We start from the raw sequence: 23,433 nt of genomic DNA, 5'->3' as shown, positions 1-23,433 counted from the left end.
CTTCAGCCGGGCGCCCGGCACGGTGCGGACGCCACGGGGCGTCGGTGCAGCACGGCGCGGGCGTCGTGCCGCGCCAGGTTGGCGGCCAGGCCGGGCTCGTCGCGGGTGAGCCGGTAGGCGATCTCCCGCAGGGCGCAGGAGCGCTGCGGCTCCGGGAGCCGGTCGAGCGCCGGGACGGCGTCGGCCGACAGCCCGCTCAGGTAGCCGAGGTCGATCCGGCCGGTGTGCTCGAAGCGGGAGACGTCGCGTTCGGCGATGAACGCGTCGGGGTTCAGGACGGCGAGGCCGATGAACGCCGCCGCGCCGCTCGCCGCGACCGCGCGCGGCAGCCAGGACGCCTTGAACGTGGCGCCGGCCGCCGCGACCATCACCACGACCAGGCCGAGCCAGAGCTCGAAGGCGTGCACCCAGAGCCGCAGCCGGGTCCAGCCGGAGTTCTCCTCGTACAGGTAGAGGCGGCGGAGCGCGACCGCGACGACGACCAGCGTCAGCGCGCACAGCAGGCCGAGCAGGGTGCGGACGAGGGCCCGGTCGCGGCGGGTGCCGAGGGGCGCGTAGCGGACCGCGAACGCGACGACCGCGAGGACCAGGACGGTCACGATGACGAGCTGAAAGAAGCCCTGCCGCGCGTACTCGGCGTAGGTGAGGCCGGTCGAGCGCAGCACCTCGTCCCGGTCGGACGCCAGCAGCACGTTCGCCTGGATCGCGCAGAACGCGAAGAAGAGCAGGTCGAGCGCGGCGATCGGCACCGCCCAGGTCCAGCGGCCCGCCGGGGCCGGCCGGGACGGAGCGAGGACGCGCAGCGGCGGCGGGGCCATCGCGAGCGACGTGAGGGCGAGCGCGAGGAAGGCCGTGCCCGCGCCCGTGACGATCCGCCACGTTTGCGCGGCGGGGGAGACGTCGGGGACCAGGCCCTTGGCCAGGTCGCCGAACGCGGCGTCGGCGTTGGCGAACAGCCCGCCGAACACCAGCAGCAGCGCGCCCGCGATCAGCCCGGTGCGGACGATCGGCCCGAGCCGGAAGCGCCCGGACGTGACGGTGCCGCGGACGCCCCGCGCGACCCACGGCGCCGCGTGGGGGAGCACGAACGGCAGGACCAGCCCGCCGCCGATCACCTCGGTCCAGGTCCGTCCGCCCGTGACCCCGTAGGCGGCGACCGGCAGGGCGAGCAGCACGCCGAGCCCGACCACCCAGGGCGAGTCGCGGAACGCGGCGAGCGCGGCGAGTGCCAGCGCCAGCAGGCAGAAGGCCAGCCCGGTGCGGTTGATCCTGGATCGGCCGCGCGGGTCGCGGGCGGTGCGGCGGCCGGGGGCGGCCACGATCCGTCCGGCCGACCACGCGGCGGGCAGCGCCACGCAGGCGATCGCCACGGCGGCGAGGACGAGGTTGAGGCCGTTGTGGAGGGCGCCGTCCCTCCAGCCGCCGCCGAGGGCGACGACTCCGACGGCCCCGGCGGCGAGCACGCCTCCGAGCAGGGCGGGGGAGAACGGCCGTGCGGGGTCGTGCCACTTCTCGAAGAGGCGGTCCACCAGGACCGGGGTGAGCCTGATGGGCTCGGGCAGCCCGTTCGGGCGCAGCGGCGGCGTCGCGCTCGCCGCCGGGCCGGGACGGCCGGGGTGCGGGGTGTTGATCACGTCGATTCTCCAGGGGTCGGGGGGATGGCGACCCGGATGCGGCAGCCGCGGGGCGTGTCGACGACGTGGATGTCGCCGCCGTGCAGGTCGACCGCCCAGCGGGCGATGGCGAGGCCCAGTCCGGTGCCGCCGTCCGGGGTGGCGTGCGCGGCGGCGCCGCGCGAGAAGCGTTCGAAGACGCGGTCCCGTTCGCTCGGCGGGATGCCCGGCCCTTCGTCGGACACCTCCAGGACGAGCCCGCGGAGTCCGCCGGGCGGCTCGCCCCCGGGCGCGTCGCCTCCGCGGAGCCGGTCGGGCAGAGGGCGGGCGGTGACGGTGACGGGACGGTCCGGCGGGCTGTGCCGGGCGGCGTTGTCGAGCAGGTTGGCCAGGACCTGGTGCAGCCGGTCGCGGTCGCCGAGCGCGTGCAGCCCGGCGGGCACGTCGACGTCGAAGCGCGCCCCGGGGTGCCCGGCGGCGGCCTCGGCGGTGACGTCGGCGACGAACGCCGTGATGTCGATCCGGCCGGTCTGGAGCGCGACCGCACCGGCGTCCACCCGGGACAGGTCCAGGAGCTGGGTGACCAGGCGGCCGAGCCGGTCGGTCTGCTCGACGGCCGATTCGAGCACCTCGGGCGTCGCCGGGGTGACGCCGTCGGCGACGTTCTCCAGGACGGCCCGCAGCGCGCTGATCGGGGTGCGCAGCTCGTGCGAGACGTTGGCGACGAACTCGCGCCGCTGCCGGTCGACCTCGGCGAGGTCGGTGGCCATCCGGTTGAACGCGTGGGCCAGCTCGCCCACCTCGTCCCGGGAGGTCGCGCGCACCCGGCGGCTGTAGTCGCCGCGGGCCATCGCCCTGGCCGCCGCGGTCATCTCGCGCAGCGGCGCGGTCATGCCGTGCGCGATGAGCTGCATCACGCCGAGCGAGATGAACATCCCGACGGGCAGCGTCTGCCGCGCCCGGAAGCCGAGCAGGTAGCCCCACAGCACGATGAGGGTCGCGGTGCACGCGGTCACCGCCGCGACCACGCCGAACTTGACCTTGATCGAGCGCAGCGGGTCGAGCGGCCGGGGCAGCTTCGCCCACAGGTCGTGGAAGACCCTCACGGCGCCGTCTCCAGGCAGTAGCCGACGCCGTGCACGGTGCGGATCAGGCCGGAGCCGAGCTTGCGGCGCAGCGCCTTGACATGGCTGTCGACCACCCGCGTGCCGGACGCGTCCGCCCAGTCCCACACCTGTTCGAGCAGCACCGCCCGGGTCAGCACCGCGCCCCGGTTGCGGGCCAGGCAGCCCAGCAGGTCGAACTCGGTCGGGGTGAGGTGCACCTCCCGGCCGTCGCGGCGGACCCGCCGCGCCCGCGCGTCGATCTCCAGCGGGCCGACGCGCAGCGGGCCGGGGGCGGGGCTCGCGGCCGGACGGTCGACGCGGCGCAGCACCGCGCGGATGCGGGCGACCAGCTCGCGCATGCTGAACGGCTTGGTGACGTAGTCGTCGGCGCCCACGCCGAGGCCGACGAGCATGTCGGTCTCGTCGTCCCGGGCGGTGAGCATCAGCACCGGCACCTGCCGCTCGGCCTGGACGCGGCGGCACACCTCCAGCCCGTCGAAGCCCGGCAGCATGACGTCGAGCACGATGAGGCCCGGCTCGTACTCGCGGGCCAGCTCGACTGCCGCGGGGCCGTCCGCGGCGACCCGCACCGCGAAGCCCTCGGCGGTGAGCCGGGCCGCGACCTCCTGCGCGATCGTCGGCTCGTCCTCGACGACCAGGATGCGCTGCTCGTTCGCTGTCACGAGCCCGACTCTAGGAGCGCCGTGCGGATGGTCCGAGCGTGGTTTGTGTGGTTTGTGTGAAGACCGCGGGCCCCGGGCGGGCCGCGCGTCAGGGCCCGATCGGCCAGGTGTGGACGGGCTCGTTGGTGTCCATGTGCTCGACGTAGCCGCGCGTCATCAGCCGCAGCGCCTCGTGCCGATCGGCGCCGGACGACTTCTCGATCGCGTCGACGGTCCCGATCTGCCAGGCCGCGCCGGTCCGTCCGGTCACGCAGCGCCGTTCGATGATGCCGAGCAGCCGGTCACGGCGGGCCGGGTCGACGCCCCAGCGGTCGAGCCCCTCGTAGGCCAGCGGCAGCAGCCTGCGCAGGATGAGCTCGGCGGCGGGCACGTCGCCCATCCCTGGCCAGTAGAGCGTGGACTCCATGCCGTTCCGGGCGGCGCGGTGCAGGTTCTCCTCGGCGGTGGCGAACGACAGGCGGCTCCAGACGGGACGCTCCTCCTCCACGAGCATCCGGACGACGCCGTAGTAGAACGCGCCGTTGGCGATGACGTCGGCGATGGTCGGACCGGCCGGGAGCACGCGGTTCTCCACACGCAGATGGGGACGCCCGTTCACCACCGCGTAGATCGGACGGTTCCAGCGGTAGACCGTGCCGTTGTGCAGCGACAGCTCGCCGAGCTCAGGGATGCCGCCCTCCTCCAGAACCTCCAGCGGATCCTCGTCATCGCACAGCGGCAGCAGCGACGGGAAGTAGCGGGCGTTCTCCTCGAACAGGTCGAACACCGAGGTGATCCACCGTTCCCCGAACCACACCCGGGGCCGCACGCCCTGCGCCTTCAGCTCGTCCGGCCGGGTGTCGGTGGCCTGCTCGAACAGCGTGATCCGGCTCTCGTGCCACAGCCGGTGGCCGAACAGGAACGGCGAGTTGGCCGCCATCGCGACCTGCGCACCGGCGATCGCCTGCGCCGCGTTCCAGTAGGGGGCGAACTCCTCCGGGCTGACCTGCAAATGGAACTGGACGCTGGTGCACGCCGCCTCGGGCATGATGCAGTCGGTGTGCAGGCGCAGCGGTTCGGGTCCGTCGATCGCGATGTGCAGCTCCTCGCCGCGCGCCGCGACGATCTGGTCGTTGAGCATCCGGTACCGCGCGTTGGACGACAGGGTCTCCTCACCGAGGTCGGTGCGGCGCAGCGTCGGCAGCACGCCGATCATCACCAGCCGCCCGCCGACCTCGCGGGCCCGGTCGTCGGCGTGCGCGAGCTGCGCGGCGACCTCGGTCTCCAGTTCGCCGGCGCCCTCGCCGCCCAGCTCGCGCGGCGGGATATTGATCTCCAGGTTGAACTGGCCCAGCTCGGTGGCCCAGGCCGGATCGGCGATCGCCTTGAGCACGTCGGCGTTGCGCATGAGCGGGTCGCCCAGCGCGTCGATCAGGTTGAGCTCGACCTCCAGTCCGATGTGCGGGCGGTCGAACTCGAACTGTGACTCGCCCAGCATGCGGGCCAGCACGTCCAGGCAGCGCCGCACCTTGTCGCGGTAGCGGCGCCGGTCCTCGCCACTGATGGTCACCGGGGACACGTCCCTGCCCATGCGTCCATCCCAGTACTTAGAGGGAACCGTCACAAAACGGATGTCCAGTCCGAGGCCGGTGGAAACCCGGAGCCGTTTATCGGGCGAGCCGATATGTGACCGGCCGGTAGCGTAGGTCGGATCCGAAGCGGCGGCCCCACCGGCCGTGACACTCTGCGATGGGCGGCCCCTCCCGCCCGGCGGCGCCGCAAGAAGCGCCGGAACCCCCGACGAACCGCAGGAGAACCCGATGCGGATGCGGCCCCGCTCGATCCGGGCTCGCGACACGCTCGTCGCCGCCGTGCTCGCCGCCCTGGTGTTCGGCGCGATCGCCGCCGCGGTCGACCTCTCCGTCCGCGACACCGTCAACGGCGACCTGCTCCGCGAGACGCAGATCGCCGCCCGCAAGGCCAGCGGCGGCGTCCGCGACGGCACCCTGGCCACCCCGATCCCCGACGACACCGGCGGACGGGTCCTGGTCCAGGTCGTCGGCCCCGGCGGGCACGTCCTGGACGCCACCCCGGCCGCCGCCGGGCGCGGCCCCCTGGCCCGGCTCTGGCCCTCCAGCGCCGTCCGGATCCACGACTTCGTCGAATGCCGCGGACGCGGCCCCGGCGGATCCTGCTCCCTGGTCGAGGTGATCAGGGTCACCACCGCGCCCGACTCGGTCGTGGTGTACGCGTCCAAACCGATGCCGTCCTACCTGGTCAACGGCCTCCTGGAGGCGCTGTTCGGCGCCGTGGTGCTGGCCCTGGCCGCGCTCGTCGCCTGGGTCACCTGGCGGATCGTCGGCCGCACCCTCGGCCCGGTCGAGGCGATCCGCGCCCAGCTCGCCGAGATCAGCGCCACCGACCTCAGCCGCCGCGTCCCCGAACCGCCCGGCGAGGACGAGATCGCCCAGCTCGCCCGCACCGCCAACCGCACCCTCGACCGGCTGGAGAACGCGGTCGCCCGCCAGCGCCAGTTCGCCTCCGACGCCTCCCACGAGCTGCGCACCCCCATCGCCGGGCTGCGCGCCAACCTCGAGGACGCCTCGATGTACCCGGGCGACACCGACCTGCCCGCCGTCGTCGACTCCGCGCTCCGCGACACCGACCGGCTCGAATCGATCGTCACCGACCTGCTGCTGCTCGCCCGCATCGGCACCGGCGGCACCGCCGCGCACGAACCCATCGACCTCGCCGACCTCGCCGCCGCCGAGATCGGCCGCCGCTCTTCCGACGTCGGCGTCCGCACCGACCTGGCCGGCGGCGTCACCGTCCGCGGCGTCCGCATGCAGCTCGCCCGGCTGCTCGGCAACCTCCTCGACAACGCCGAGCGGTACGCGGGCGGCCACATCACCGTCGAGGTGGCCCGCGACGGCGACCGCGCCGTCCTCGCCGTCACCGACGACGGCGCCGGCATCCCCGCCGAGGACCACGAGCGCGTCTTCGAACGCTTCACCCGCCTCGACACCGCCCGCAGCCGCGGCACCGGCGGCACCGGCCTCGGCCTCGCCATCGCCCGCGAGATCGCGCACGCCCACGGCGGCACCCTCCGCATCGAAGACCGCCCCAACGGCGCCCGCTTCGTGCTGTGCTTGCCGCTCACCTGTTAGCCGCTCACCTCCGCGGCGCCCTGACGTGCCGCCTTCCCTCGTCGCTCGTGCTCTGTTTGCCGCTCACCTCCGCGGCGCCCTTTGCGTGCCGCCTTCCCTCGTCGCTCGTGCTCTGTTTGCCGCTCACCTCCGCGGCGCCCTTTACGTGCCGCCTTCCCTCGTCGCTCGTTCCTCGCTCCTCAGTCCAGGCGGCACGGGCGCCGCTGCGGTTCGCTTGGGGGACTGGCGGCGGGCTGGGGTGGAAACGCGAAGGGCCGTCCACGTTGGGTGGACGGCCCTTCGAAAGTGCGGTGAGGGTCAGGCGCGGACGGCCTGGACCTCGAGCTGGATGTCGACCTTGTCGCCGAGCATCGCCTTGTCGCCCTTGAGGGGGACGTTGAACTCCACGCCCCAGTCACGGCGGTTGATCGTGGTGCCGGCGGAGAAGCCGACGCGGGTGCCGCCCCACGGGTCCTCGCCGACACCGTTGAACTCGACCTTGAGCGAGATCGGGCGGGTGACGCCGCGCACGGTGAGCTCGCCGTCGAGGAAGTGGTCGCCGCCCTCGCTGCGGACGCCGCTGGTCTTGAAGGTCATCGTCGGGTGGTTCTCGATGTCCAGCACGTCGGCCGAGCGGACGTGCGCGTCGCGGTCGGCGTTGCGGGTGTCGATGGAGGCCATCTTGATCTCGGCGACGGCGGTGCTGGCGGCCGTCTCCTCGGCGATCTGGATCGCGCCGGTGAACTCGGTGAAGCTGCCCCGTACCTTGGTCATCAGGTGCCGGATGGTGAACGCGACCTCGGAGTGGGTCGGGTCGATGTTCCAGGTGCCGGCGGTCAGGCCGGGCGCGACGGTGGCAATGCTCACGGGGTCTCCCAAGGAGTTGCTTGAAGTTTCAACGACTCTGGCGAGGTTAGTTGAGGGTTCAAGCACGTGTCAAACCTCAGGTATTCCCGGGGGCGGATCCGGAGTACATACAGGGCGTACTGTTTGTTGGTTGGCTACGCTGTGCGCATGCCCACGCCCGCCCGTTCCCGCCGCACGCAGGAGGAGCGCACCGCCACGACCCGGCTGGCGCTGCTCGACGCGACCATCGAGTGCCTCATCGAGCACGGCTACCACGGCACCACCACGACGCGGGTGGTCGAGCGGGCCGGGGTGTCGCGGGGCGCGCAGGTGCACCACTTCCCGACCAAGAACGACCTGGTCGTCGCGGCCGTCCAGCACCTGGCGGTGCGGCGGGCCGACGAGTTCATGGAGCGGAGCCTCGGCACCCTCCAGAGGTCCGACGACTGGTTCGGCGACACGCTCGACCTGGTGTGGGAGATCCATCAGGGGTCGCTGTTCGAGGCGTCCATGGAGCTGTGGGTGGCCTCCCGCACCGATCCCGAGCTGCGCGAGCACGTGGCCGAGTTCGAGCGCGTGGTGACCGGCAGCATCATCGAGCTCGCCACCGCGCTGTTCGGCGACCGGGTCGACGATCCGCGCTTCCGCGGCGACGTCTACCTGGTGCTGGAGACGATCCGGGGGCTGCGGATGCTCCAGTTCGTCCACCCGGCGACGGCGGAGCGGACCCAGGAGCGCTGGGAGCGCTCGAAGGCCCGGCTCCGCCTGCTGGCCGAGCGCTGAGGGTCAGCAGGCCGGCTTGTAGACGGTGACGACGGCCGCGCCGCCGAGCCCGATGTTGTGCCGGACGGCGCCGGTCGCGTTCTCGACCTGCCTCGACTGCTACGACTACATGCCCGCCGTTCTGTGGAACGCCCACGCCCCGAGTTATGGCGCGCCCGTTCGCTACGCCACCCAGATCAACAGATGCGGATCTCCGAGCACGCCCGCCGGATGATCTGGATGTGCTTCACCCCGGCTGAACTCCTCGCCCTTCACGGGCTCCGGCTACGGCGGTTCATCACAGGGGCAAGGGCCCCCGCGCCTACGGCGCGGGGGTCTGCGCGTGGTCGGACCCGTCCACCGCAGGCCGGGACCGTGGACGGCCCGCCCGTACCGCACCGCGCGGGCGAGGGTCCAACCCTGGTGAGGCATCTCGTAAACGGGGCCGGGCAGTGGCTTCTACCTGGGATGACGCCCGAGTGGAGATCAAGAAGATGCGCCGCCGTGCGCGCCAGTGGAACAAGGCCCGCGCCATGGAGGGAACCCCGAAGAAGGGACATCGTCCGTTCGGCTGGCGGGACGACAGGGTGACCCTCGATCCGGTCGAGAGCGAGCTACTTCGCAAGGCCGTCCGGCGCCTGCTGGCGGGAGCCTCCGTGAACTCCATCGTCCGAGACTGGCAGCGGGCGGGTGTCCTTACTCCGCGCGGCAACCTGTGGAAGAACCAGACCTTGAGAGTGACGCTTCGGAACGCGCGTCTGTGCGGCTGGAGGACGATCAACGGCGACTCGTGTACCGGTGAGGTGATCGGCACGCTTCGACTCGACCACCGGGAGCATACGTACTTGCGGAAGCGCGGACCGACATCACCGACATCCGGCGCCGTTTGGTACTCCAAGACCGACGAAGACCGCTTGGACATGTCCCAGAAGCGCGCGTACGTCCGGGAAGCTCTGCGTGCTGTGCGAACTTACGCTATTCCGCCTCCACGAAGACATTAGCCCAACCTTCACCACCTTCCATTGCACGCCTGAAGTCGCGCACTGTCAGTCGGTATATATTCTTTTCATTTGATCGGAGACAGTAGCGGGCGTCTATCTTCAAATATATGTCAGTATTGCCACCTTGGTTGGGGGTGGCGGGGGTGGTGGACATGGTTTTGCGACACTGTCCAGGAGTATAGGAATCATTCGCTTGGGACATGACTGAACCATTCTTCAAGCGGAAGAGTACGTTTCCGCTCGAAGTTGTCAGTACAACAAAGTCCCTCAGTGTGGCCCCTTTTAGGGTGACCGAGTTATCGACGTCAATACCCTTATTGACATTCTTGGATACATCCGAAAAATAGTACACCTCCCACCGTCGGTCAGCCGACGGCCCCCACGGCTCTCCAGACTCAGAAGGTCTGGACGGGGATGGGGAAGCGCTGAGTTCAGGGGAGCCAGAGGGTTTCGGCGGCTGGGTGCTCGCATCCTTCATGAGATATTTGACAATAGGAAATATGACCCCCGTCAGTATCGTGAGTATGAGTCCAACTAGAGCAATTTTGTGCTCGATCTTCATCGATTCACGGCGCGGTCGTTGATTCCGCTCAGGGTCCGGATTCTGATTCGACCCGGTCGACCCGGTCGCCATGGCACCCCCTTTAGGCGGGCAGAGGCCCCAGCTTTGCCCATGGTAGATCTACCATAATCCCAGAAACCGTGCCATGGGCATAGATTCCACTCGCGGCAACGATTGCATAACGGTCGTCAGTTTTGGGCGTCCGAAATTGATTACTTGGATTGGGTCATAGGTCGGCTCTTCTCGGTTGCCCACGGCGCGCGGGCTGCGCGGCCATCGCCGCAGCCGAACTCAACGGCCGCCCACGCAAAACGCTCGGCTGGGACACCTCGGCCGAGCGTCTGGCCAAGCTCCTGGCCGGAGCCGGCTAACCGCCTGTGTTGCGACGACCCCTGGAATCCGCCCAGGCTTCGGGGGCTCTCTTCGTGCAGTTCAGGGGGCTCGATCGCGAGGTTGCATCGGGGTATGTTCTAGTGGTTGAGCATCGGCTGCTCGCGGTCCTCGTAGGTGGAGCCGAGTGAGCCCTTCTGCATCTTCTCGGAGTCGAGCGCGAGGGCGCAGTCGACCTCGCCCGCGCGTGACGATATTTCCATGTTGAAAAATGTATTCACCGACATCTGTAGGTGACTGTGTAGAGGTCGCGTCCTTGCAGGGGCCGGTCATCGCACTCCGCGACAGCAAGGATCCCGGCGGTCCCAAGTTGCTCGTCCCCCGAGACGACTTCCGGCGCTTCGCCCAAGCCCTCAAAGACGCCTGGCGTCCAACCCCATGACCATGCGCGCCGACCGGACCCGGCTTCCCGAGGAACTCGCCGAAGCCGTCCAGGCCCGCACCGGGTCGATCACCGCGGTCGACCCGGCGACCACGCCGACTTCGCGGCCACCCTCCATACCCCGCAGGGGCGGGTGTTCGTGAAGGCGGCATGGCGACTACACGCCGGGATCACCGGACCTGGAGATCCTCGCGAAGACGATTTCGCGAGCGCCCTCGCCGCCCGATGGCGTCAGCACGCCACCCGGGACGGCGCACAGGACTGGGTCCACCTCCACGCCGGCCTCACCCGGCGATGGGCCGAGCAGCGCACGGGGTGATGCGCGCCGCCCTTTCCGCGGGACATAGGCCCTGTCTAAGAAACAGTCAAGCTTGTATGTTTCCAATTTGACGGCGCACCCGCAGACCTCCGGAGGACGGATGACTCGCGCGTTCAACCTGGCCGACCTGTTCGAGATCGTGGTGGACGCGGTGCCCAGGCACCTCGCCCTGGTGGCGGGGGCCACCCGGCTGACCTTCCGGGAGCTGGACGAGCGGGCCGACCGCGTCGCGCACCATCTCGCCGCGGCCGGGGTGGGGCCGGGCGACCACGTCTCGATCCTGGCCTACAACCGGGCCGAGTGGATCGAAGCGCAGATCGGCGCGTACAAGCTGCGCGCGGTGCCGGTCAACGTCAACTACCGGTACACCGCCGACGAGCTGGCCTATGTGATCGCCGACTCCGAGTCGGTCGCGCTGATCGGCGAGCGGTCGCTGATCGCGCGGCTCGGCGGGGCGCGCGCGGGGCTCGGCCACCTGCGGCACGTCGTGGTCGTCGAGGACGGGTCGGACGAGGACGTCCCGGACGCGGTCCGCTACGAGGACGCGCTCGCCGCCGCGTCCACCGGGCGCGACTACGGCGAGCGGTCCGGCGACGACCTCTACCTGCTCTACACCGGCGGGACGACCGGCATGCCCAAGGGCGTCATGTGGCGGTCCGAGGACATCTTCATGTCGGCGATGTTCGGCGGGAACCTGATGGGCGACCCGGTCGCCGCGCCCGAGGAGATGGCGGGCAAGGCCCTGGAGGGCGGCGTGACCACGATGGTCTGCGCGCCGATGATGCACGGCGCCGGGATGTGGGTCGCCTGGATCGCGCTGACCTCCGGTTCGACGCTGGTCCTGTGGACGGGCCGCACCTTCGACACCGGGGCGGTGCTGTCGGCCGCCGTCGCCGAGAAGGCGCAGAGCATGCTGCTGGTCGGCGACGCGATGGCCCGGCCGATCGCCGACGAGCTCGCCGCCCGGCCCGGCGCGCACGACCTGTCGCAGCTCCTAGTGATCGGCACCGGCGGCGCCGCGACGTCCCCGGACGTGAAGCGGCGGCTGCACGAGCTGATCCCCTCGCTGCTGGCGGTCCTGGACGCGTTCGGCGGCTCGGAGACCGGCGCGTCCGGCCAGGCGGTCGAGCCCGCCGCCGACGGCTCGCCGCGCTTCATGCCGCGCGGGGCGGACGTGGCGGTGCTGGACGAGTCGCTGCGCCGGATCGAGCCCGGCTCCGGAGCCGTCGGCCAGCTCGCCCGCACCGGCCGGATCCCGCTCGGCTACTGGAAGGACGAGGCCAAGACCGCCCGCACCTTCGTCATCGGCGCGGACGGTGAGCGGTGGGCGCTCCAGGGCGACATGGGCAGGGTGGACGCGGACGGCTCGATCATCCTGCTCGGCCGCGGCTCGCTGGTGATCAACACCGGTGGCGAGAAGGTCTTCGTGGAGGAGGTCGAGGCGACCCTCAAGACGCATCCGGCCGTGTACGACGCGCTGGTCGTCGGCGTCCCGGACGAGCGCCTCGGCGCGCGCGTCGCCGCCGCTGTCTCGCTGGCCGGGCCCGCGTCCGACCCGTCCGGCGAGGCCGCCGCGGGGGCGACGGCCGGAGGGGTCGGCGCGGACGAGCTGATCGCGCACTGCCGCGCGGTGCTGGCCGGGTTCAAGGTGCCCCGCGAGATCCGCGTCGTGGCCGAGGTGCAGCGGTCGCCGGCCGGCAAGGCCGACTACCGCTGGGCCCGCGGCCTCTACGCCCCGGACGGGGACGGGGCGTGATCAGACGGTCGCGCTGATCTCGATCGCCTCGTCCGCCCAGGGGGAAATCCCTTGACGTCTGAGACTCTTGATGACGTAGCTACTCCTCGGCGGGGTGCGCGGGGCGGCGCAGGCCCTTGCCGCATAGGTCGGTCTGTTTGAGCACGTGCAGCGGCAGGTAGGGAGTTGACCAGATCTGGAAGAGATAGACCTCTTGTGATCGCGACACGCATCCGTCGTATGCGATGTCGCGGCCACGAGCGTGTGCGCGGACCCGGTAGGGGCCTGGCCCGGCCGGGGTGAGCACCGGCAGGTCCGGCGGATCTTCCATCAGACAGCGCACCATGAGTGGGCCTTCTTCCACCTGCATGCTGGCCTCGGCGACCTCTTCCCAGTCCGCATCGTCCAGGGGCGGCTCGTGGTCGTGGATCTCGATGTGCACCGCGACGTTGCCGTTGGCGATTCCGGTGTGCACGATGACCGCCTCGCCGGTGGTGGAGATGAGCGGTCCGGCTTCCTCGGGCACGTAGTCCTGCTGGTCCGGCTCTATGAGGAAGAACTGGTGGTAGTCGATGTAGGTCCACGCGGGACCGTGCCGGGCGATCAAGGTCATCAAGCTGTTCCTTTGCGGGTGCGATACGACACGGAGAAGACCGGGGCAGCATGCGCATCACGGTGGCCGGGGCTGGGTGCTGGCCGCGCTTCTTGCCGGTGCGGATAACGAGGCGGGGGGCGATCTCGCGCAGGGACAGGTGTTCCTGGTCGCGCAGTCGGAGGGCAGTGGCGAGCATGTTGTCGTCGGAGACCTTGACGCCACCGATGGCCTTGCCGTTTTTGCGGGCGGTGGGTCATGCCCCTCGTACAGCATCCGCTGCCAGGTGGCGACCCGCTGCTGGGGCGCCTCCCACCGGCGCCCCCGCTCCTCGGCGGCCCGCCGCTGCGCGGCGTCCCGCGCGCGGTCGGGACGGGTGACGGACACGACGACGATGAACCCCCCAGCCAGGATGAGGGAGATCCAGCCGACGGTGATCATCCCGAGCACGGCGATGGCGAAACACCACCCCCACGATCTGGCCGGCGCTCAACCGCAGGGAGCTCCGCTCCTCCAGGCGGGCCAGCTCGGGAAAGTACGGCTCGACCCACACGGGCGGATTCCCCGCATCAGGATGCGCCACCACCCCACCCGGCACACGAACTCCCACCCCCACCGCTCCCCGCCCCCGAACACCCCGTCCACCAGACCAAGAATCAAGGCATCCGACTGTCTGACCACCCGGGACGACGAAGACCGGAATAAGAAATTCACCCCTGAGAGGCCTGCCTCTTGAGGTGTTTCCCGCGAATTTGCCCCGCGTGCGAATAGCGCCCGAACGCCTCCTGATTCAACTGCCTCGCCCCCGACTCCCGGAAAGCCGTCCGAACCACATCATTGAGGAGAACATCAGGGCGAGCCTTCGTGACCTCGTCAACAAGGCTGCGCAGGAAACGACCGGCAGATCCCACCAGATCGATGAACGAGCACTCCCCCTCCGTTCCGCTGCGAATATCGACCACCCGCACCGCGTCACCGATCTGCTCTAGGCGAAGGTTCGGGCCCCCCTCCGCATCGAACTCAATGGCGCCGTCGGCAGCCAGGATATTGACCGCATAGCGGAGAGCCAATGCGAAGTCGAGCAGCGGAGTGTTCCTGTAACCCCATACGGAGCCCCCGACCTGAACATCGACCGACCCGAGGAACCACCGCTCGCGGACGACCCACTCTTCGGTGTTCAGGATCGCCAACTGGTCACTCGGAAGTGAGGGAGGAACATCGCCCAGCCCTTCACCGAGCACGTAAGAAATTACAACGGATCCACTCATGACTGCTCCGCTCCATAAATCGGATTCCAGGGGTATGCGTCTCGAACACCATGTTCACCAGTCACGTCATTCGGGTCATTCATAATGACCTCCACGTGATCGAGTGGATAGTTTCCGTGAGCTGCACCAGCGCGGCCTATATATCCTTCGTCCCAACGGATTCCGGCATTTCGGCACGATGGATTGTATCCGTTCTATCCAACGTATTGGGGATTCCTTGGGGGGCCTGCTCCATAGTCAACGCCGTGACCTCGTCCAAGCCCTCGCGAGGAATTGTGAAATAGGTCTTGTCGGGGAAATCCTCCGCCCCGGGCATGAAGTGTCGCCCTTCGATGTAGTCAGGCTGCTCCGGATGGAGAACGTGATCGGCGGCGCTTGCGTCATCGGCCGTTTCGGCATCCTCACCCTCCAGATCCTCCGGTGCACCCTCACCGTCAACGGCGGCGTCGCCGTGGGCGTCGGTGAGCCGCAGGTACGTCGCGCGCCACCGCTGGTCGTCCAGGTCGGCGAACTCCTCGTACAGCGAGTCCATGGCCTGGCGGGCGCGGGCGTACTCCTGCCAGACCGGCGCCGCTGAGCTGGAGCAGGCCGACGCCGCCGAGGAGCTGCTTCGGGAGTTCTTCGCCGCTCTCTACCGAGAATTCAAGGTCACTCCGACATGAACGAACCGTTTATGCCTCGGCACCCAGCGAGCTACTGACAACTTCGTGCGCAAATCACTGACAACGAAGCGCGCGTTCTCACGCACGCGTGATCGAGACTAGAGTTCCAGCAGATCGTCCAGATATTCGACCAGGTTTCCCGGAAGTGAGCCTTTGTTGATGTCACGGAGGCGCTCCAGGGAGGCAGCCTCCAGCATTCCGCCGGAACCCAGCTGCAGCAGAGCGTTCAGTTGGGATTCGAGGGCGGCCGGATCCTGTTCAAAGGCCGCCGCGATCGACAGCGCTCCCGCCAGCAGCATGACATCGGATCGCGAGTAATAACGTAGCCAGTCCACCGACGAGTCTGCACTGAGCTCTCGCCGGCGGGGATCCGGGTCTGTCACCTGTCGGATCAACTCCACCATCTGAGCAGGCTTCACGCTCATGCTTCGGTTCCCTCACTCGGGTAGGGCAGACTGTGGCCGGCGGCGACCGCGAGCAGGCCGGGCAGCGTGCGGGTGTTCATCAGCTCTCTCCCTTCTCGTTGGACTTGGTGGTCTTGGCGGGGTCCAGGTGGCGGTAGACGGTGACGCGGCCGACGCCGAACGTCTCGGCGATCTCCTGCACGACGCCTTCAACGCCCACGACCACGCCGCCGAGGGCGTCTTCACCCCCGACTTCCACAGCCACCCCCTGGGAACGACCGGTCCCGAGGCCGTCACCCGCGCCTGGACCGCCCTCCACACCGTCCACCCCGGGGCCCGCGTCCTCGTCGAGGACCTGCTCGTCGACGACGACCGGGCCGCCGTCCGCACCTCTGTCCACGGCACCGGCACCCCCGAGCCCCCCACCATCCTGGAGATCGTCCACACCCGCGACGGCCGCGTCGCCGAGGTCTGGGGCCTCACCGACCTCACCAGCAGAACTCCGCCCAGGTGATCTGCCCGGCCGCGGAGACGTCGTGCCCGATCTTGTCGGCGCACATCTCCGCGATGAGCAGCCCGGGCTGCGCCGACCGTGTCGCCGGATGCGCGCGATCGGGCACGACGTCGCGTCCGCCACCGAGATCGTCACGGCCCGCGCCATCCTCGCGTCGGAGGGCGAGCAGCTCGGCGACGCGCTCGGGTCGATCGTCATGGTGATCCGGCGGACCCACATGGGCGCACGCCCGTTGGAGACCGCCGACATCATCGTCCCGGTCGACCGCTTCGAACTCGCCTACGCCATGCCCGTCGGCTGAGGGCCGACGTGGAAGATGTGGACGCCGCCCTCGCGGTCTCCGATCACGGCCACGCCGCCGTCGCCGCTGATCGTCAGATGGTCGCCGGTGGCCGAGAGTTCCTCCGTGGCCAGCTGTTCGCCCGTGCTCAGGCGGTGCAGGTGCAGCGCGTGCTCGTGCATACGGAAGAGCAGGTCAGCGCCTGGTGCGAGCCGCACTGAGACGGCCGGTGGCAGGGTCAGCCGGTGTTCGAGCCGGTCCGCGCCCGGCGCCAGCTCCCGGAGCTGGACCGCCTCCTTCTCGCGCGCGACGAAGACCAGCGTGCCGTCGGGCAGCTCGGTCGGCGGCTCGCCCTGGTCTCCGGCCACCGGGGCCTGGCGCAGCACTTCGCCGGTAGGAACGTCGAGGACGAGGAGCGACGCCTCCTCGCCGTATCCGGTGAGCGTGGCCGCGGTACCGTCGCGCAGCGGCAGAACCCAGTTGTGGCACGGCCATGTCCGGCCGTCGGTGATCGGACCGTGCCGAGTCCAGGCGAGTTCGCCGCTGGACAGGTCCCAGCACTGCAACGCGGGGATGCCGAACGGTGTGACCTTGTCGGCCATCGGCGCGATGAGCGGATGCTCCTTGTTGAGGGCCGCGGGCACCAGGGCATAGTGGCCCGTCACCGCCAGGGTGCCCCTGGACTTGAGACCGGAGTCGCCGCGCAACGGGCACCGCTCACCGTCGCCGAGACTCCAGACCTCCGGCGGGGTGTCGTACGGCGCGACGAGGACGGAGTCGTCGTCGATCGGTGCGGCGGCGCAGATATGGGCCCAGTCCTCCGGTTCGGCAGCGGGGATCTGGACGGGGTCCCCTCCAGTGGTGGGCAGGACGTGCAGCCTGTCGGCCTCGGGGATCACGAGACGGTCTCCGCCGGGCATGGAGAACGGCCTGCACGCGATCTCCCTCGTGCCGGTCACGGTGGCGATGCGGGCACCGCTGGACAGGTCCCAGAGGAACACTTCGTCGTTCTGGTCGGCGGTCGCGGCCCAGCGGGCCCCGGGGCCGATGACGAGTTCGTCGACCCCTGAGTTGTGCCGGACGCCCTGGCGTTCCTCGCCCGCAGGGGCCGGCCACAGCCGCACCGTGCCGCCGTCCCGGTTGTGGACGGACGCGATCCGGCCGTCCGCGAGCAGGGAGATGGAGTCGCTGAACGAGCTGTCCGCCCCGAGGGAGGCCACGTGTTCGCCGTCCAGGTCGGTGATCTGGATGCCGTGCAGCGAGCCGACCGCCAGCAGCGGAAGGTCGGGATGGACGGCCAGCGATCTGATCATCTTCTGCCGCGGGAAGCGCGTCCGTTCACGGCCGTCGGCCAGGTCCCAGCAGATGACCTCGTCGGCGGCCGTGTAGAGCCGGTCCCGCGTGGGGTCGAACAGCAGCGCGGAGGGGGAGTCGTCGTGCCCCACACCGGTCTGGTTGCCCCCGGTGAGGAGGAAGGTGTCTCCCAGCCATTCCACATTGGGCATCTGGTGGACGACCTGCCCGGTGCTGTAGAGCTCGCGTTCCAGGCGCGGTTCGTCCAGGTCCCACAGGAACACCTGGTTGGCGCGTGACGCGCTCGCCGCCCGGCGGCCGTCCGGGCTGATCGCCACGCGGTCGACCGAGCCGCCGTGGTCGTCGAACACGCCCCGGCAGGTCGCCCCGTCCAGGTCCCAGACGCGGAACGTTCCGTCCTCCCCGCCGGAGACCGCGGTCATCCCCTGGGCCGCGACCTCCCGGATGTAGCCGGTGTGGCCCTCCAGCACCGCGGTGACCTGCCATGACCGGGTGTCCCACACGCGGATCGTCGCGTCGTCGGAGGCCGACAGCAGCAGCCGCCCGCCACCTCCGAGGGCGAGGGAGTTGACCGGGCCCTCGTGGCCCGAGAGGTGGTCGACCACGCGCTCTTCGCCCAGGGACGCGACGTACAGCGTGCCGTCGTTCTCGGCGCTGACGACGCAGGTGTCCCCATCGGGCAGCACGACGGCGCTGTGCAGCTCCTGGCGGGGCAGCACCAGGGTGGACAGCGGCCTCGGGAGTGGTCCCGCCGCCGTGCCCACCCTTGTCAGAACAGCACCCATCGCCCTCATACCCCCCATATCAAGATCATGATGGCGACACGGTACCGATCAGGATCCGGCGGGACGAGTCGATTCGCGCCCGCCGTCCGGCTCCCGGTCAGCCCGGGGCCTTGCGACTGAGGTGCTCCCAGGCGCGGTACCGCTCGGTGTTGGCCTGCTCCAGCTCCTGGACGAGGTCGTAGGAGGTGGATCCGACGATCAGCGCCGTGGGCGGGTCGGGCAGGTCGACCAGCTCCATGATGACCGGAGCGGCCGTGCTCGGCGCGGGGCCGGCCTCCTCGCCCCACATCTCGGCCAGCTCGGTCCGCAGGGGCTCGTAGGCCGACATCGGCTCGGTCACCGTGGTGCCCGTGGTGAACAGGCCGGTGTCGTACCCGCCCATCCGGACACTGGTGACCTTGATGCCGAGGGGCGCGACCTCCATCGCCAGCGCCTGGGTGACCGAGTCGAGGGCGGACTTGCCGGCCCCGTAGAACCCCACGGAGGCGAAGCCGCCGCCGCTGGCCATCGAGGTGATGTTCAGGATGCGCCCGGAGCCCTGCGCCCGCATGATCGGGACGACGGCCTGGGAGACCCAGATTGCGCCGAAGAGGTTGACGTCGATATGGGCGCGGATCTGCTCTTCGGTGGCCTCCTCCACCATGCCGAGCAGCAGCCCGCCGGCGTTGTTGACCACGATGTCGAGCCTGCCGAGGGCGGCCACCGCCTGGTCGACCGCGCGCAGCACGGCCGCGCGGTCGGAGACGTCCAGCGGCAGCAGGACGAGGCCGTCGGGGTGGTCGGCCGCGAGATCGGCGAGTGGGCCGAGGTCGCGGGCGGCGGCCACGACGCGGTCCCCGGCGGCCAGGGCGGCCTCGGTGAAGGCCCTGCCGAGACCCCTGGACGCCCCGGTGATGAACCATGCTCGCGCGGTCGTCATAGCGCTGCACCTCCGTTGGTCGTAAGCAAGACGAGACGATTCGTCTCGTGTGCCGTCAGTCTGCCCGCGCCCGTCCCCTTAGTCAAGACGGATCGTCTCGTCTTGCAGAGCTGCTATCCTCGCCCGCGTGTCCACCGAGAAGAGGCCGAACCCGGCCCGCCGCAGCGAGCGCTCGCGGCGGGCGATCCTCGACGCCGCGCGGGAGCTGGTCGCCGAGACGGAGTACGGGAAGATCTCGATCGAGGCGATCGCCGCGCGGGCCGGCGTGGGCAAGCAGACGATCTACCGGTGGTGGCCGTCCAAGGGGGCGGTGGTCTTCGAGTCCTTCCTCGCGCTCAGCGAGGGCGCCGCGGGGGAGGGGATCGCGCTGCCCGACACGGGCGACATCAAGGCCGATCTCAGGACGGTCATGCGGGCGACCGCCGCCGAGTTCGCCGACCCCCGCTTCGAGGCGCCGATCCGGGCGCTCAACAGCGAGATCATCAACGATCCCGCCCTCGCCGCCCAGTTCCAGGAGAAGGTGGACGGTCCCGTCACCGAGGCCAAGAAGGAACGGCTGCGCAGCGCCCAGCGGGCCGGGCAGATCAGCCCGGACGCCGACCTGGACCTGGCGCTCGAGCTGCTCTACGCCCCGCTCTACCAGCGGTGGCTGCTCCGCTCCGGACCGCTCACCCCCGCGTACGCCGACGCCCTGGTCGACCACGTGCTCAAGGCGCTCCGCCCCTGAGCCGCGTGACCCGGGCCGCGCGGCTCAAAGGGCCGGCCAGCGAGACGCGGCGGCGTGCAGTTCGGCGCGGTCGGGGTCCGTCCACCCGGGGGCGCGGGCTCGACGGGCCCGTCCGGGGGCGGCGAGAACCGCGCAACTTCTGCGGCGGGGTGCAGGTCCGGCAGGTGGGCCGGGTGCTAGTAACCTCGTCCCGGCGTGAGAAGGGGAGACGACATGGAACTGCTGCACTCCGGCAAGGTCCGGGACGTGTACGCCGACGGGGACGATCTGATCCTGGTGGCGTCCGACCGGGTGAGCGTCTATGACGTCGTGCTGCCCACGATGGTCCCCGACAAGGGGAAGATCCTCACGCAGCTCTCGCTGTGGTGGTTCGAGCAGCTCGCGGACGTGACGCCCAACCACGTGATCAGCGGGACCGACGTCCCGGCCGAGTGGGAGGGCCGGGCCGTCCGCTGCAAGCGGCTCACCATGCTGCCGGTGGAGTGGATCGCCCGCGGCTACCTCGCTGGCCTCGGGCTCAAGGAGTACGAGAAGTCGGGCACGGTCTCGGGGGTCGCCCTGCCGGACGGCCTGGTGGAGGCGTCCAGGCTGCCCGAACCGATCTTCACCCCGACGACGAAGGCCACCGAGGGGCACGACGAGTTCATCACCTACGACGACGTGGTGGACGAGATCGGCGCCGATACCGCGGCCCGCCTCAAGGAGGTCACGCTGGACGTCTACCGGCGGGGCGCCGAGCTGGCCGCCGAGCGGGGCATCATCATCGCCGACACCAAGCTGGAGTTCGGCCGCGCGGCGGACGGCACCCTGGTCCTCGGCGACGAGGTCCTGACCTCCGACTCCTCGCGGTTCTGGCCCGCGGACGACTGGACCCCGGGGCGCGCCCAGCACGCCCTCGACAAGCAGTTCGTCCGCGACTGGAGCAGCACGCTCGACTGGGACCGCACCCCTCCCGGCCCCGAGATCCCGCCCGAGATCGTGGACGCCACCCGCGCCCGGTACGTCGAGGTCTACGAGCGCCTCACCGGCCGCCGCTGGGACGCGTAGACCCCGCGAACCGCGCGGGGAAGCCCCGCCCGCGGCCCGCGGCGCGTGCGGGGTCAGCTGGTCGGGACCTCGGCGGGACGGCGGTGCTCGAGGGCGGTGCGGAGCTGGGCCCGGCCGCGGTGGATGCGGGACCGGACGGTCCCGAGCTTGACACCGAGCGAGGCGGAGATCTCCTCGTAGGTGAGGCCCTCGATGTCGCACAGCACGACGGCGGCGCGGTATTCGGGGGCGAGGCCGTCGAGCGCCTTCTGGATGTCGGCGTCGAGGAGGCGTTCGTCGTAGGCCTGCGCCGGGCTCGGCTCGCGGCCCTGGAGCCGCTCGGCCGCGTCGTCGGCGAGCGCGTCGAACCGGATGCGCTGCTTGCGGCGGGCGCGGTCGAGGAACAGGTTGGTGGTGATGCGGTGCAGCCAGCCCTCGAACGTGCCGGGGCTGTAGGAGGACAGGGATCGGAAGACCCGGATGAAGACGTCCTGGGTCAGGTCTTCGGCGTCGTGCCGGTTGCCGGTCAGTCGGTACGCCAGCCGGAACACCCGGGTGGAGTGCTCGCTGACGATCTCCTCCCAGGTCGGAGGCGTCCACGCCATTGCGCCTGCGCTCACCGCTACCCCCGTCTGATACGTAATCGTTACGGCCTAGCATGCCGCTACCCGGATAAGAGCCGTGTAAGAACCGGCGCGCTGGCCGGATGCGGCGGGGAAGATGTGATCCATGTCATGGGACCCGGTGACATGGAGGATTGAGTCCCCACCGCGGCGTGAGGATGATCGGAGGACTTCTCGATCCCCCACCCGGAACGCGAGGACGCGGCATGGTGCGCAGCTACAACCTGGCCGATCTGCTGGAAATCCTGGCCGAGGCCGGCCCGGAGCGACCCGCCCTGGTGGCGGGGGACGAGCGGCGAACCTACCGTGAGCTGGACGAACGCGCGAGCCGGGTGGGGCACCATCTGGCCGGTGCGGGCGTCGCGCCCGGCGAGCACGTGGCGATCCTGGCCTACAACCGGGCCGAGTGGATCGAGTCGATGCTCGGCGTCTTCAAGATCCGCGCCGTGCCGATCCCGGTCAACTACCGCTATGTCGCGGGCGAGCTGCGGCACGTGCTCGCCGACTCCGACGCGGTCGCGCTGATCGGCGAGCGGTCGCTGCTCGCCCGGGTCGAGGAGGTCCGCGGCGAGCTGCCGGGGCTGCGGCACGTGGTGGTGCTGGAGGACGGCGCCGCGGACGACGTGCCGGGCGCGGTGGAGTACGAGAAGGCGCTGGGCGCCGCCTCGCCCGCCAACGACTTCCCCGAGAGGTCCGGCGACGACCGGTACATCATGTACACCGGCGGCACCACCGGCTACCCCAAGGGCGTCGAGTGGCGCTGCGAGGACATCTTCTTCGCCGCGCTCGGCGGCGGCAACGTGCTCGGCGACCCGATCACCAGCCCCGAGGCGATCGCCGGCAACGCCGGCCAGCCCGCGATGGCCGTGCTCGACTGCGCGCCGGTCATGCACGGCGCGGGGCAGTGGGTGGCGTTCATGGGGCTGTTCAGCGGCGCCAAGGTCGTCCTGTACACCGGGCACGGGTTCGACCCGGCCCGCGCCCTGCGCCTGCTGGCCGAGGAGAAGGCCAACGTGCTGATGCTGGTCGGGGACGTGATGGCCCGGCCGGTCGCCCGTGAGCTGGCGGACGGGACGCACGACGCCTCCTCGCTGTTCGCGATCGCGTCCGGCGGCGCCCCGCTGACCGAGGGCGCCAAGGACGAGCTGAGGGCGCAGCTGCCGAACGTGATGTTCCTCGACAACTACGGCGCGTCCGAGACCGGCGCGTGCGGGCCGTCGGTCGGGGGCAAGGAGGGCACCGCCCGGTTCATGATGAAGCCGGGCGTCACCGTCCTGGACGACGACCTCGAGACCGTCGGGCCCGGCGGGATCGGCAGGCTGGCGCGCAGCGGGCATATCCCGCTCGGCTACTACAACGACCCGGCCAAGACCGCCTCGACGTTCTTCACCGGTGCGGACGGCACCCGCTGGTCGGTCCCGGGCGACTTCGCGAGGCTGGAGGAGGACGGCGCGATCGTGCTGCTCGGCCGCGGCTCCCTGGTGATCAACACCGGCGGCGAGAAGGTCTACCCCGAGGAGGTCGAGGTCGCGCTGAAGGACCACCCCGACGTGTACGACGTGGTGGTCGTCGGGCTGCCGGACGACCGGTTCGGCCAGCGCGTCGCCGCGGTGATCGCGCCGCGGCCCGGCACCGCGCCGACGCTGGAGGAGCTCGCCGAGCACTGCCGGGACCGGCTGGCCGGCTTCAAGCTGCCGCGCCAGATCCACCTCGTCGACGAGGTGCGGCGCACCGCCGTGGGCAAGTCCGACTACACGTGGGCCAAGGGCGTCTTCGCCGCCTCCTGACGGGCCCG

The 23,433-nt window shown here is 70.5% G+C and carries 25 protein-coding genes; 11 read left to right on the top strand and 14 right to left on the bottom strand.

Annotated elements, in window-relative coordinates:
- Positions 1 to 2 precede the first annotated feature (2 nt).
- The 4 genes from QP090_RS14010 to QP090_RS13995 all read right to left on the bottom strand — a co-directional run bounded on the left by QP090_RS14010 (position 3) and on the right by QP090_RS13995 (position 4,972).
- The gene (locus QP090_RS14010; RefSeq protein WP_285939263.1) at positions 3 to 1,634 is read right to left on the bottom strand and encodes a DUF4153 domain-containing protein; all 1,632 of its coding nucleotides are present in this window, start codon (positions 1,632 to 1,634) and stop codon (positions 3 to 5) included.
- On the bottom strand, positions 1,631 to 2,719 hold the full coding sequence (locus QP090_RS14005; protein WP_285939262.1) for a sensor histidine kinase: 1,089 nt from the start codon (positions 2,717 to 2,719) through the stop codon (positions 1,631 to 1,633). Before QP090_RS14005 ends, QP090_RS14010 begins: the two co-directional genes overlap by 4 nt.
- Positions 2,716 to 3,402 (bottom strand): response regulator transcription factor, encoded by a 687-nt coding sequence (locus QP090_RS14000; RefSeq protein WP_285939260.1) that lies wholly within the window; start codon positions 3,400 to 3,402, stop codon positions 2,716 to 2,718. Before QP090_RS14000 ends, QP090_RS14005 begins: the two co-directional genes overlap by 4 nt.
- Positions 3,403 to 3,490: 88 nt before the next feature.
- Positions 3,491 to 4,972, bottom strand: coding sequence for a glutamate-cysteine ligase family protein (locus QP090_RS13995; RefSeq protein ID WP_285939259.1), 1,482 nt, complete (start codon positions 4,970 to 4,972; stop codon positions 3,491 to 3,493).
- A gap of 229 nt (positions 4,973 to 5,201) precedes the next feature.
- Between QP090_RS13995 and QP090_RS13990 the strand changes: the two genes are divergently transcribed.
- Positions 5,202 to 6,548 carry a sensor histidine kinase gene (locus tag QP090_RS13990; protein WP_285939258.1) on the top strand — a complete coding sequence of 449 codons (1,347 nt, stop codon included), beginning with the start codon at positions 5,202 to 5,204 and terminating at the stop codon, positions 6,546 to 6,548.
- A 297-nt stretch (positions 6,549 to 6,845) separates the two neighbouring features.
- Here QP090_RS13990 and QP090_RS13985 read toward each other — a convergent pair whose 3' ends face one another.
- Positions 6,846 to 7,394: a YceI family protein gene (locus tag QP090_RS13985; protein WP_285939256.1), complete on the bottom strand. Its 549-nt coding sequence runs from the start codon at positions 7,392 to 7,394 to the stop codon at positions 6,846 to 6,848.
- A 147-nt stretch (positions 7,395 to 7,541) separates the two neighbouring features.
- Between QP090_RS13985 and QP090_RS13980 the strand changes: the two genes are divergently transcribed.
- Positions 7,542 to 8,156: a TetR/AcrR family transcriptional regulator gene (locus QP090_RS13980; protein WP_285939254.1), complete on the top strand. Its 615-nt coding sequence runs from the start codon at positions 7,542 to 7,544 to the stop codon at positions 8,154 to 8,156.
- Between the two features lie 458 nt (positions 8,157 to 8,614).
- A complete protein-coding gene (locus QP090_RS13975; protein WP_285939252.1) occupies positions 8,615 to 9,136 on the top strand; it encodes a recombinase family protein in 522 nt (173 codons plus the stop codon).
- Between the two features lie 1,032 nt (positions 9,137 to 10,168).
- Here the strand turns inward: QP090_RS13975 and QP090_RS13970 are convergent.
- Positions 10,169 to 10,291: a hypothetical protein gene (locus tag QP090_RS13970; protein WP_285939251.1), complete on the bottom strand. Its 123-nt coding sequence runs from the start codon at positions 10,289 to 10,291 to the stop codon at positions 10,169 to 10,171.
- Between the two features lie 8 nt (positions 10,292 to 10,299).
- Between QP090_RS13970 and QP090_RS13965 the strand changes: the two genes are divergently transcribed.
- Positions 10,300 to 10,470 (top strand): DUF397 domain-containing protein, encoded by a 171-nt coding sequence (locus tag QP090_RS13965; RefSeq protein ID WP_285939250.1) that lies wholly within the window; start codon positions 10,300 to 10,302, stop codon positions 10,468 to 10,470.
- A gap of 419 nt (positions 10,471 to 10,889) precedes the next feature.
- The gene (locus QP090_RS13960; protein ID WP_285939249.1) at positions 10,890 to 12,545 is read left to right on the top strand and encodes an acyl-CoA synthetase; all 1,656 of its coding nucleotides are present in this window, start codon (positions 10,890 to 10,892) and stop codon (positions 12,543 to 12,545) included.
- 79 nt (positions 12,546 to 12,624) lie between these two features.
- Here the strand turns inward: QP090_RS13960 and QP090_RS13955 are convergent, their stop codons facing one another.
- From QP090_RS13955 to QP090_RS13945, 3 genes are all read right to left on the bottom strand, one after another.
- Complete coding sequence (locus QP090_RS13955; protein WP_285939248.1) at positions 12,625 to 13,137, bottom strand: hypothetical protein; 513 nt, start codon at positions 13,135 to 13,137, stop codon at positions 12,625 to 12,627.
- Positions 13,138 to 13,826: 689 nt separating this feature from the next.
- Entirely contained in the window at positions 13,827 to 14,357 is a 531-nt protein-coding gene (locus QP090_RS13950) for a hypothetical protein (protein ID WP_285939247.1), read from the bottom strand.
- Between the two features lie 163 nt (positions 14,358 to 14,520).
- A complete protein-coding gene (locus QP090_RS13945; protein ID WP_285939246.1) occupies positions 14,521 to 14,916 on the bottom strand; it encodes a hypothetical protein in 396 nt (131 codons plus the stop codon).
- Between QP090_RS13945 and QP090_RS13940 the strand changes: the two genes are divergently transcribed.
- Entirely contained in the window at positions 14,915 to 15,046 is a 132-nt protein-coding gene (locus QP090_RS13940) for a hypothetical protein (RefSeq protein ID WP_285939245.1), read from the top strand. The genes QP090_RS13945 and QP090_RS13940 overlap by 2 nt on opposite strands.
- Before the next feature lie 98 nt (positions 15,047 to 15,144).
- Here the strand turns inward: QP090_RS13940 and QP090_RS13935 are convergent, their stop codons facing one another.
- Positions 15,145 to 15,471, bottom strand: coding sequence for a hypothetical protein (locus tag QP090_RS13935; RefSeq protein ID WP_285939244.1), 327 nt, complete (start codon positions 15,469 to 15,471; stop codon positions 15,145 to 15,147).
- A gap of 127 nt (positions 15,472 to 15,598) precedes the next feature.
- On the opposite strand from QP090_RS13935, the gene QP090_RS13930 reads away from it, so the two are divergent.
- Positions 15,599 to 15,964, top strand: a complete 366-nt coding sequence (locus QP090_RS13930) for a nuclear transport factor 2 family protein (RefSeq protein ID WP_285939243.1) — start codon at positions 15,599 to 15,601, stop codon at positions 15,962 to 15,964.
- Here the strand turns inward: QP090_RS13930 and QP090_RS13925 are convergent.
- Positions 15,939 to 16,070 (bottom strand): hypothetical protein, encoded by a 132-nt coding sequence (locus QP090_RS13925; RefSeq protein WP_285939242.1) that lies wholly within the window; start codon positions 16,068 to 16,070, stop codon positions 15,939 to 15,941. The two genes, QP090_RS13930 and QP090_RS13925, sit on opposite strands and share 26 nt — an antisense overlap.
- Here QP090_RS13925 and QP090_RS13920 point away from each other — a divergent pair.
- Positions 16,053 to 16,265, top strand: a complete 213-nt coding sequence (locus QP090_RS13920) for a UTRA domain-containing protein (protein ID WP_285939241.1) — start codon at positions 16,053 to 16,055, stop codon at positions 16,263 to 16,265. The genes QP090_RS13925 and QP090_RS13920 overlap by 18 nt on opposite strands.
- Here QP090_RS13920 and QP090_RS13915 read toward each other — a convergent pair.
- The gene (locus QP090_RS13915; RefSeq protein ID WP_285939240.1) at positions 16,244 to 18,343 is read right to left on the bottom strand and encodes a WD40 repeat domain-containing protein; all 2,100 of its coding nucleotides are present in this window, start codon (positions 18,341 to 18,343) and stop codon (positions 16,244 to 16,246) included. The two genes, QP090_RS13920 and QP090_RS13915, sit on opposite strands and share 22 nt — an antisense overlap.
- 97 nt (positions 18,344 to 18,440) lie before the next feature.
- Positions 18,441 to 19,262, bottom strand: coding sequence for an SDR family NAD(P)-dependent oxidoreductase (locus tag QP090_RS13910; RefSeq protein ID WP_285939238.1), 822 nt, complete (start codon positions 19,260 to 19,262; stop codon positions 18,441 to 18,443).
- Between the two features lie 127 nt (positions 19,263 to 19,389).
- Between QP090_RS13910 and QP090_RS13905 the strand changes: the two genes are divergently transcribed.
- Both QP090_RS13905 and QP090_RS13900 read left to right on the top strand, forming a co-directional pair.
- Positions 19,390 to 19,989 carry a TetR/AcrR family transcriptional regulator gene (locus QP090_RS13905; protein WP_285939237.1) on the top strand — a complete coding sequence of 200 codons (600 nt, stop codon included), beginning with the start codon at positions 19,390 to 19,392 and terminating at the stop codon, positions 19,987 to 19,989.
- Between the two features lie 213 nt (positions 19,990 to 20,202).
- Positions 20,203 to 21,036, top strand: a complete 834-nt coding sequence (locus QP090_RS13900; RefSeq protein ID WP_285939235.1) for a phosphoribosylaminoimidazolesuccinocarboxamide synthase — start codon at positions 20,203 to 20,205, stop codon at positions 21,034 to 21,036.
- A gap of 53 nt (positions 21,037 to 21,089) precedes the next feature.
- On the opposite strand, the gene sigE is transcribed toward QP090_RS13900, so the two are convergent.
- A complete protein-coding gene (gene sigE, locus QP090_RS13895) occupies positions 21,090 to 21,620 on the bottom strand; it encodes an RNA polymerase sigma factor SigE (protein WP_285940079.1) in 531 nt (176 codons plus the stop codon).
- Between the two features lie 224 nt (positions 21,621 to 21,844).
- Between sigE and QP090_RS13890 the strand changes: the two genes are divergently transcribed.
- A complete protein-coding gene (locus tag QP090_RS13890; RefSeq protein ID WP_285939234.1) occupies positions 21,845 to 23,425 on the top strand; it encodes an acyl-CoA synthetase in 1,581 nt (526 codons plus the stop codon).
- The last annotated feature ends 8 nt before the right edge of the window (positions 23,426 to 23,433 follow it).

It is taken from the genome of Actinomadura xylanilytica (assembly GCF_030283145.1).
GTDB classification, from domain to species: domain Bacteria; phylum Actinomycetota; class Actinomycetes; order Streptosporangiales; family Streptosporangiaceae; genus Spirillospora; species Spirillospora xylanilytica.
The sequence above is the reverse complement of the archived record's forward strand: the minus strand, read 5'-3'. Positions and strand labels throughout refer to the sequence as shown.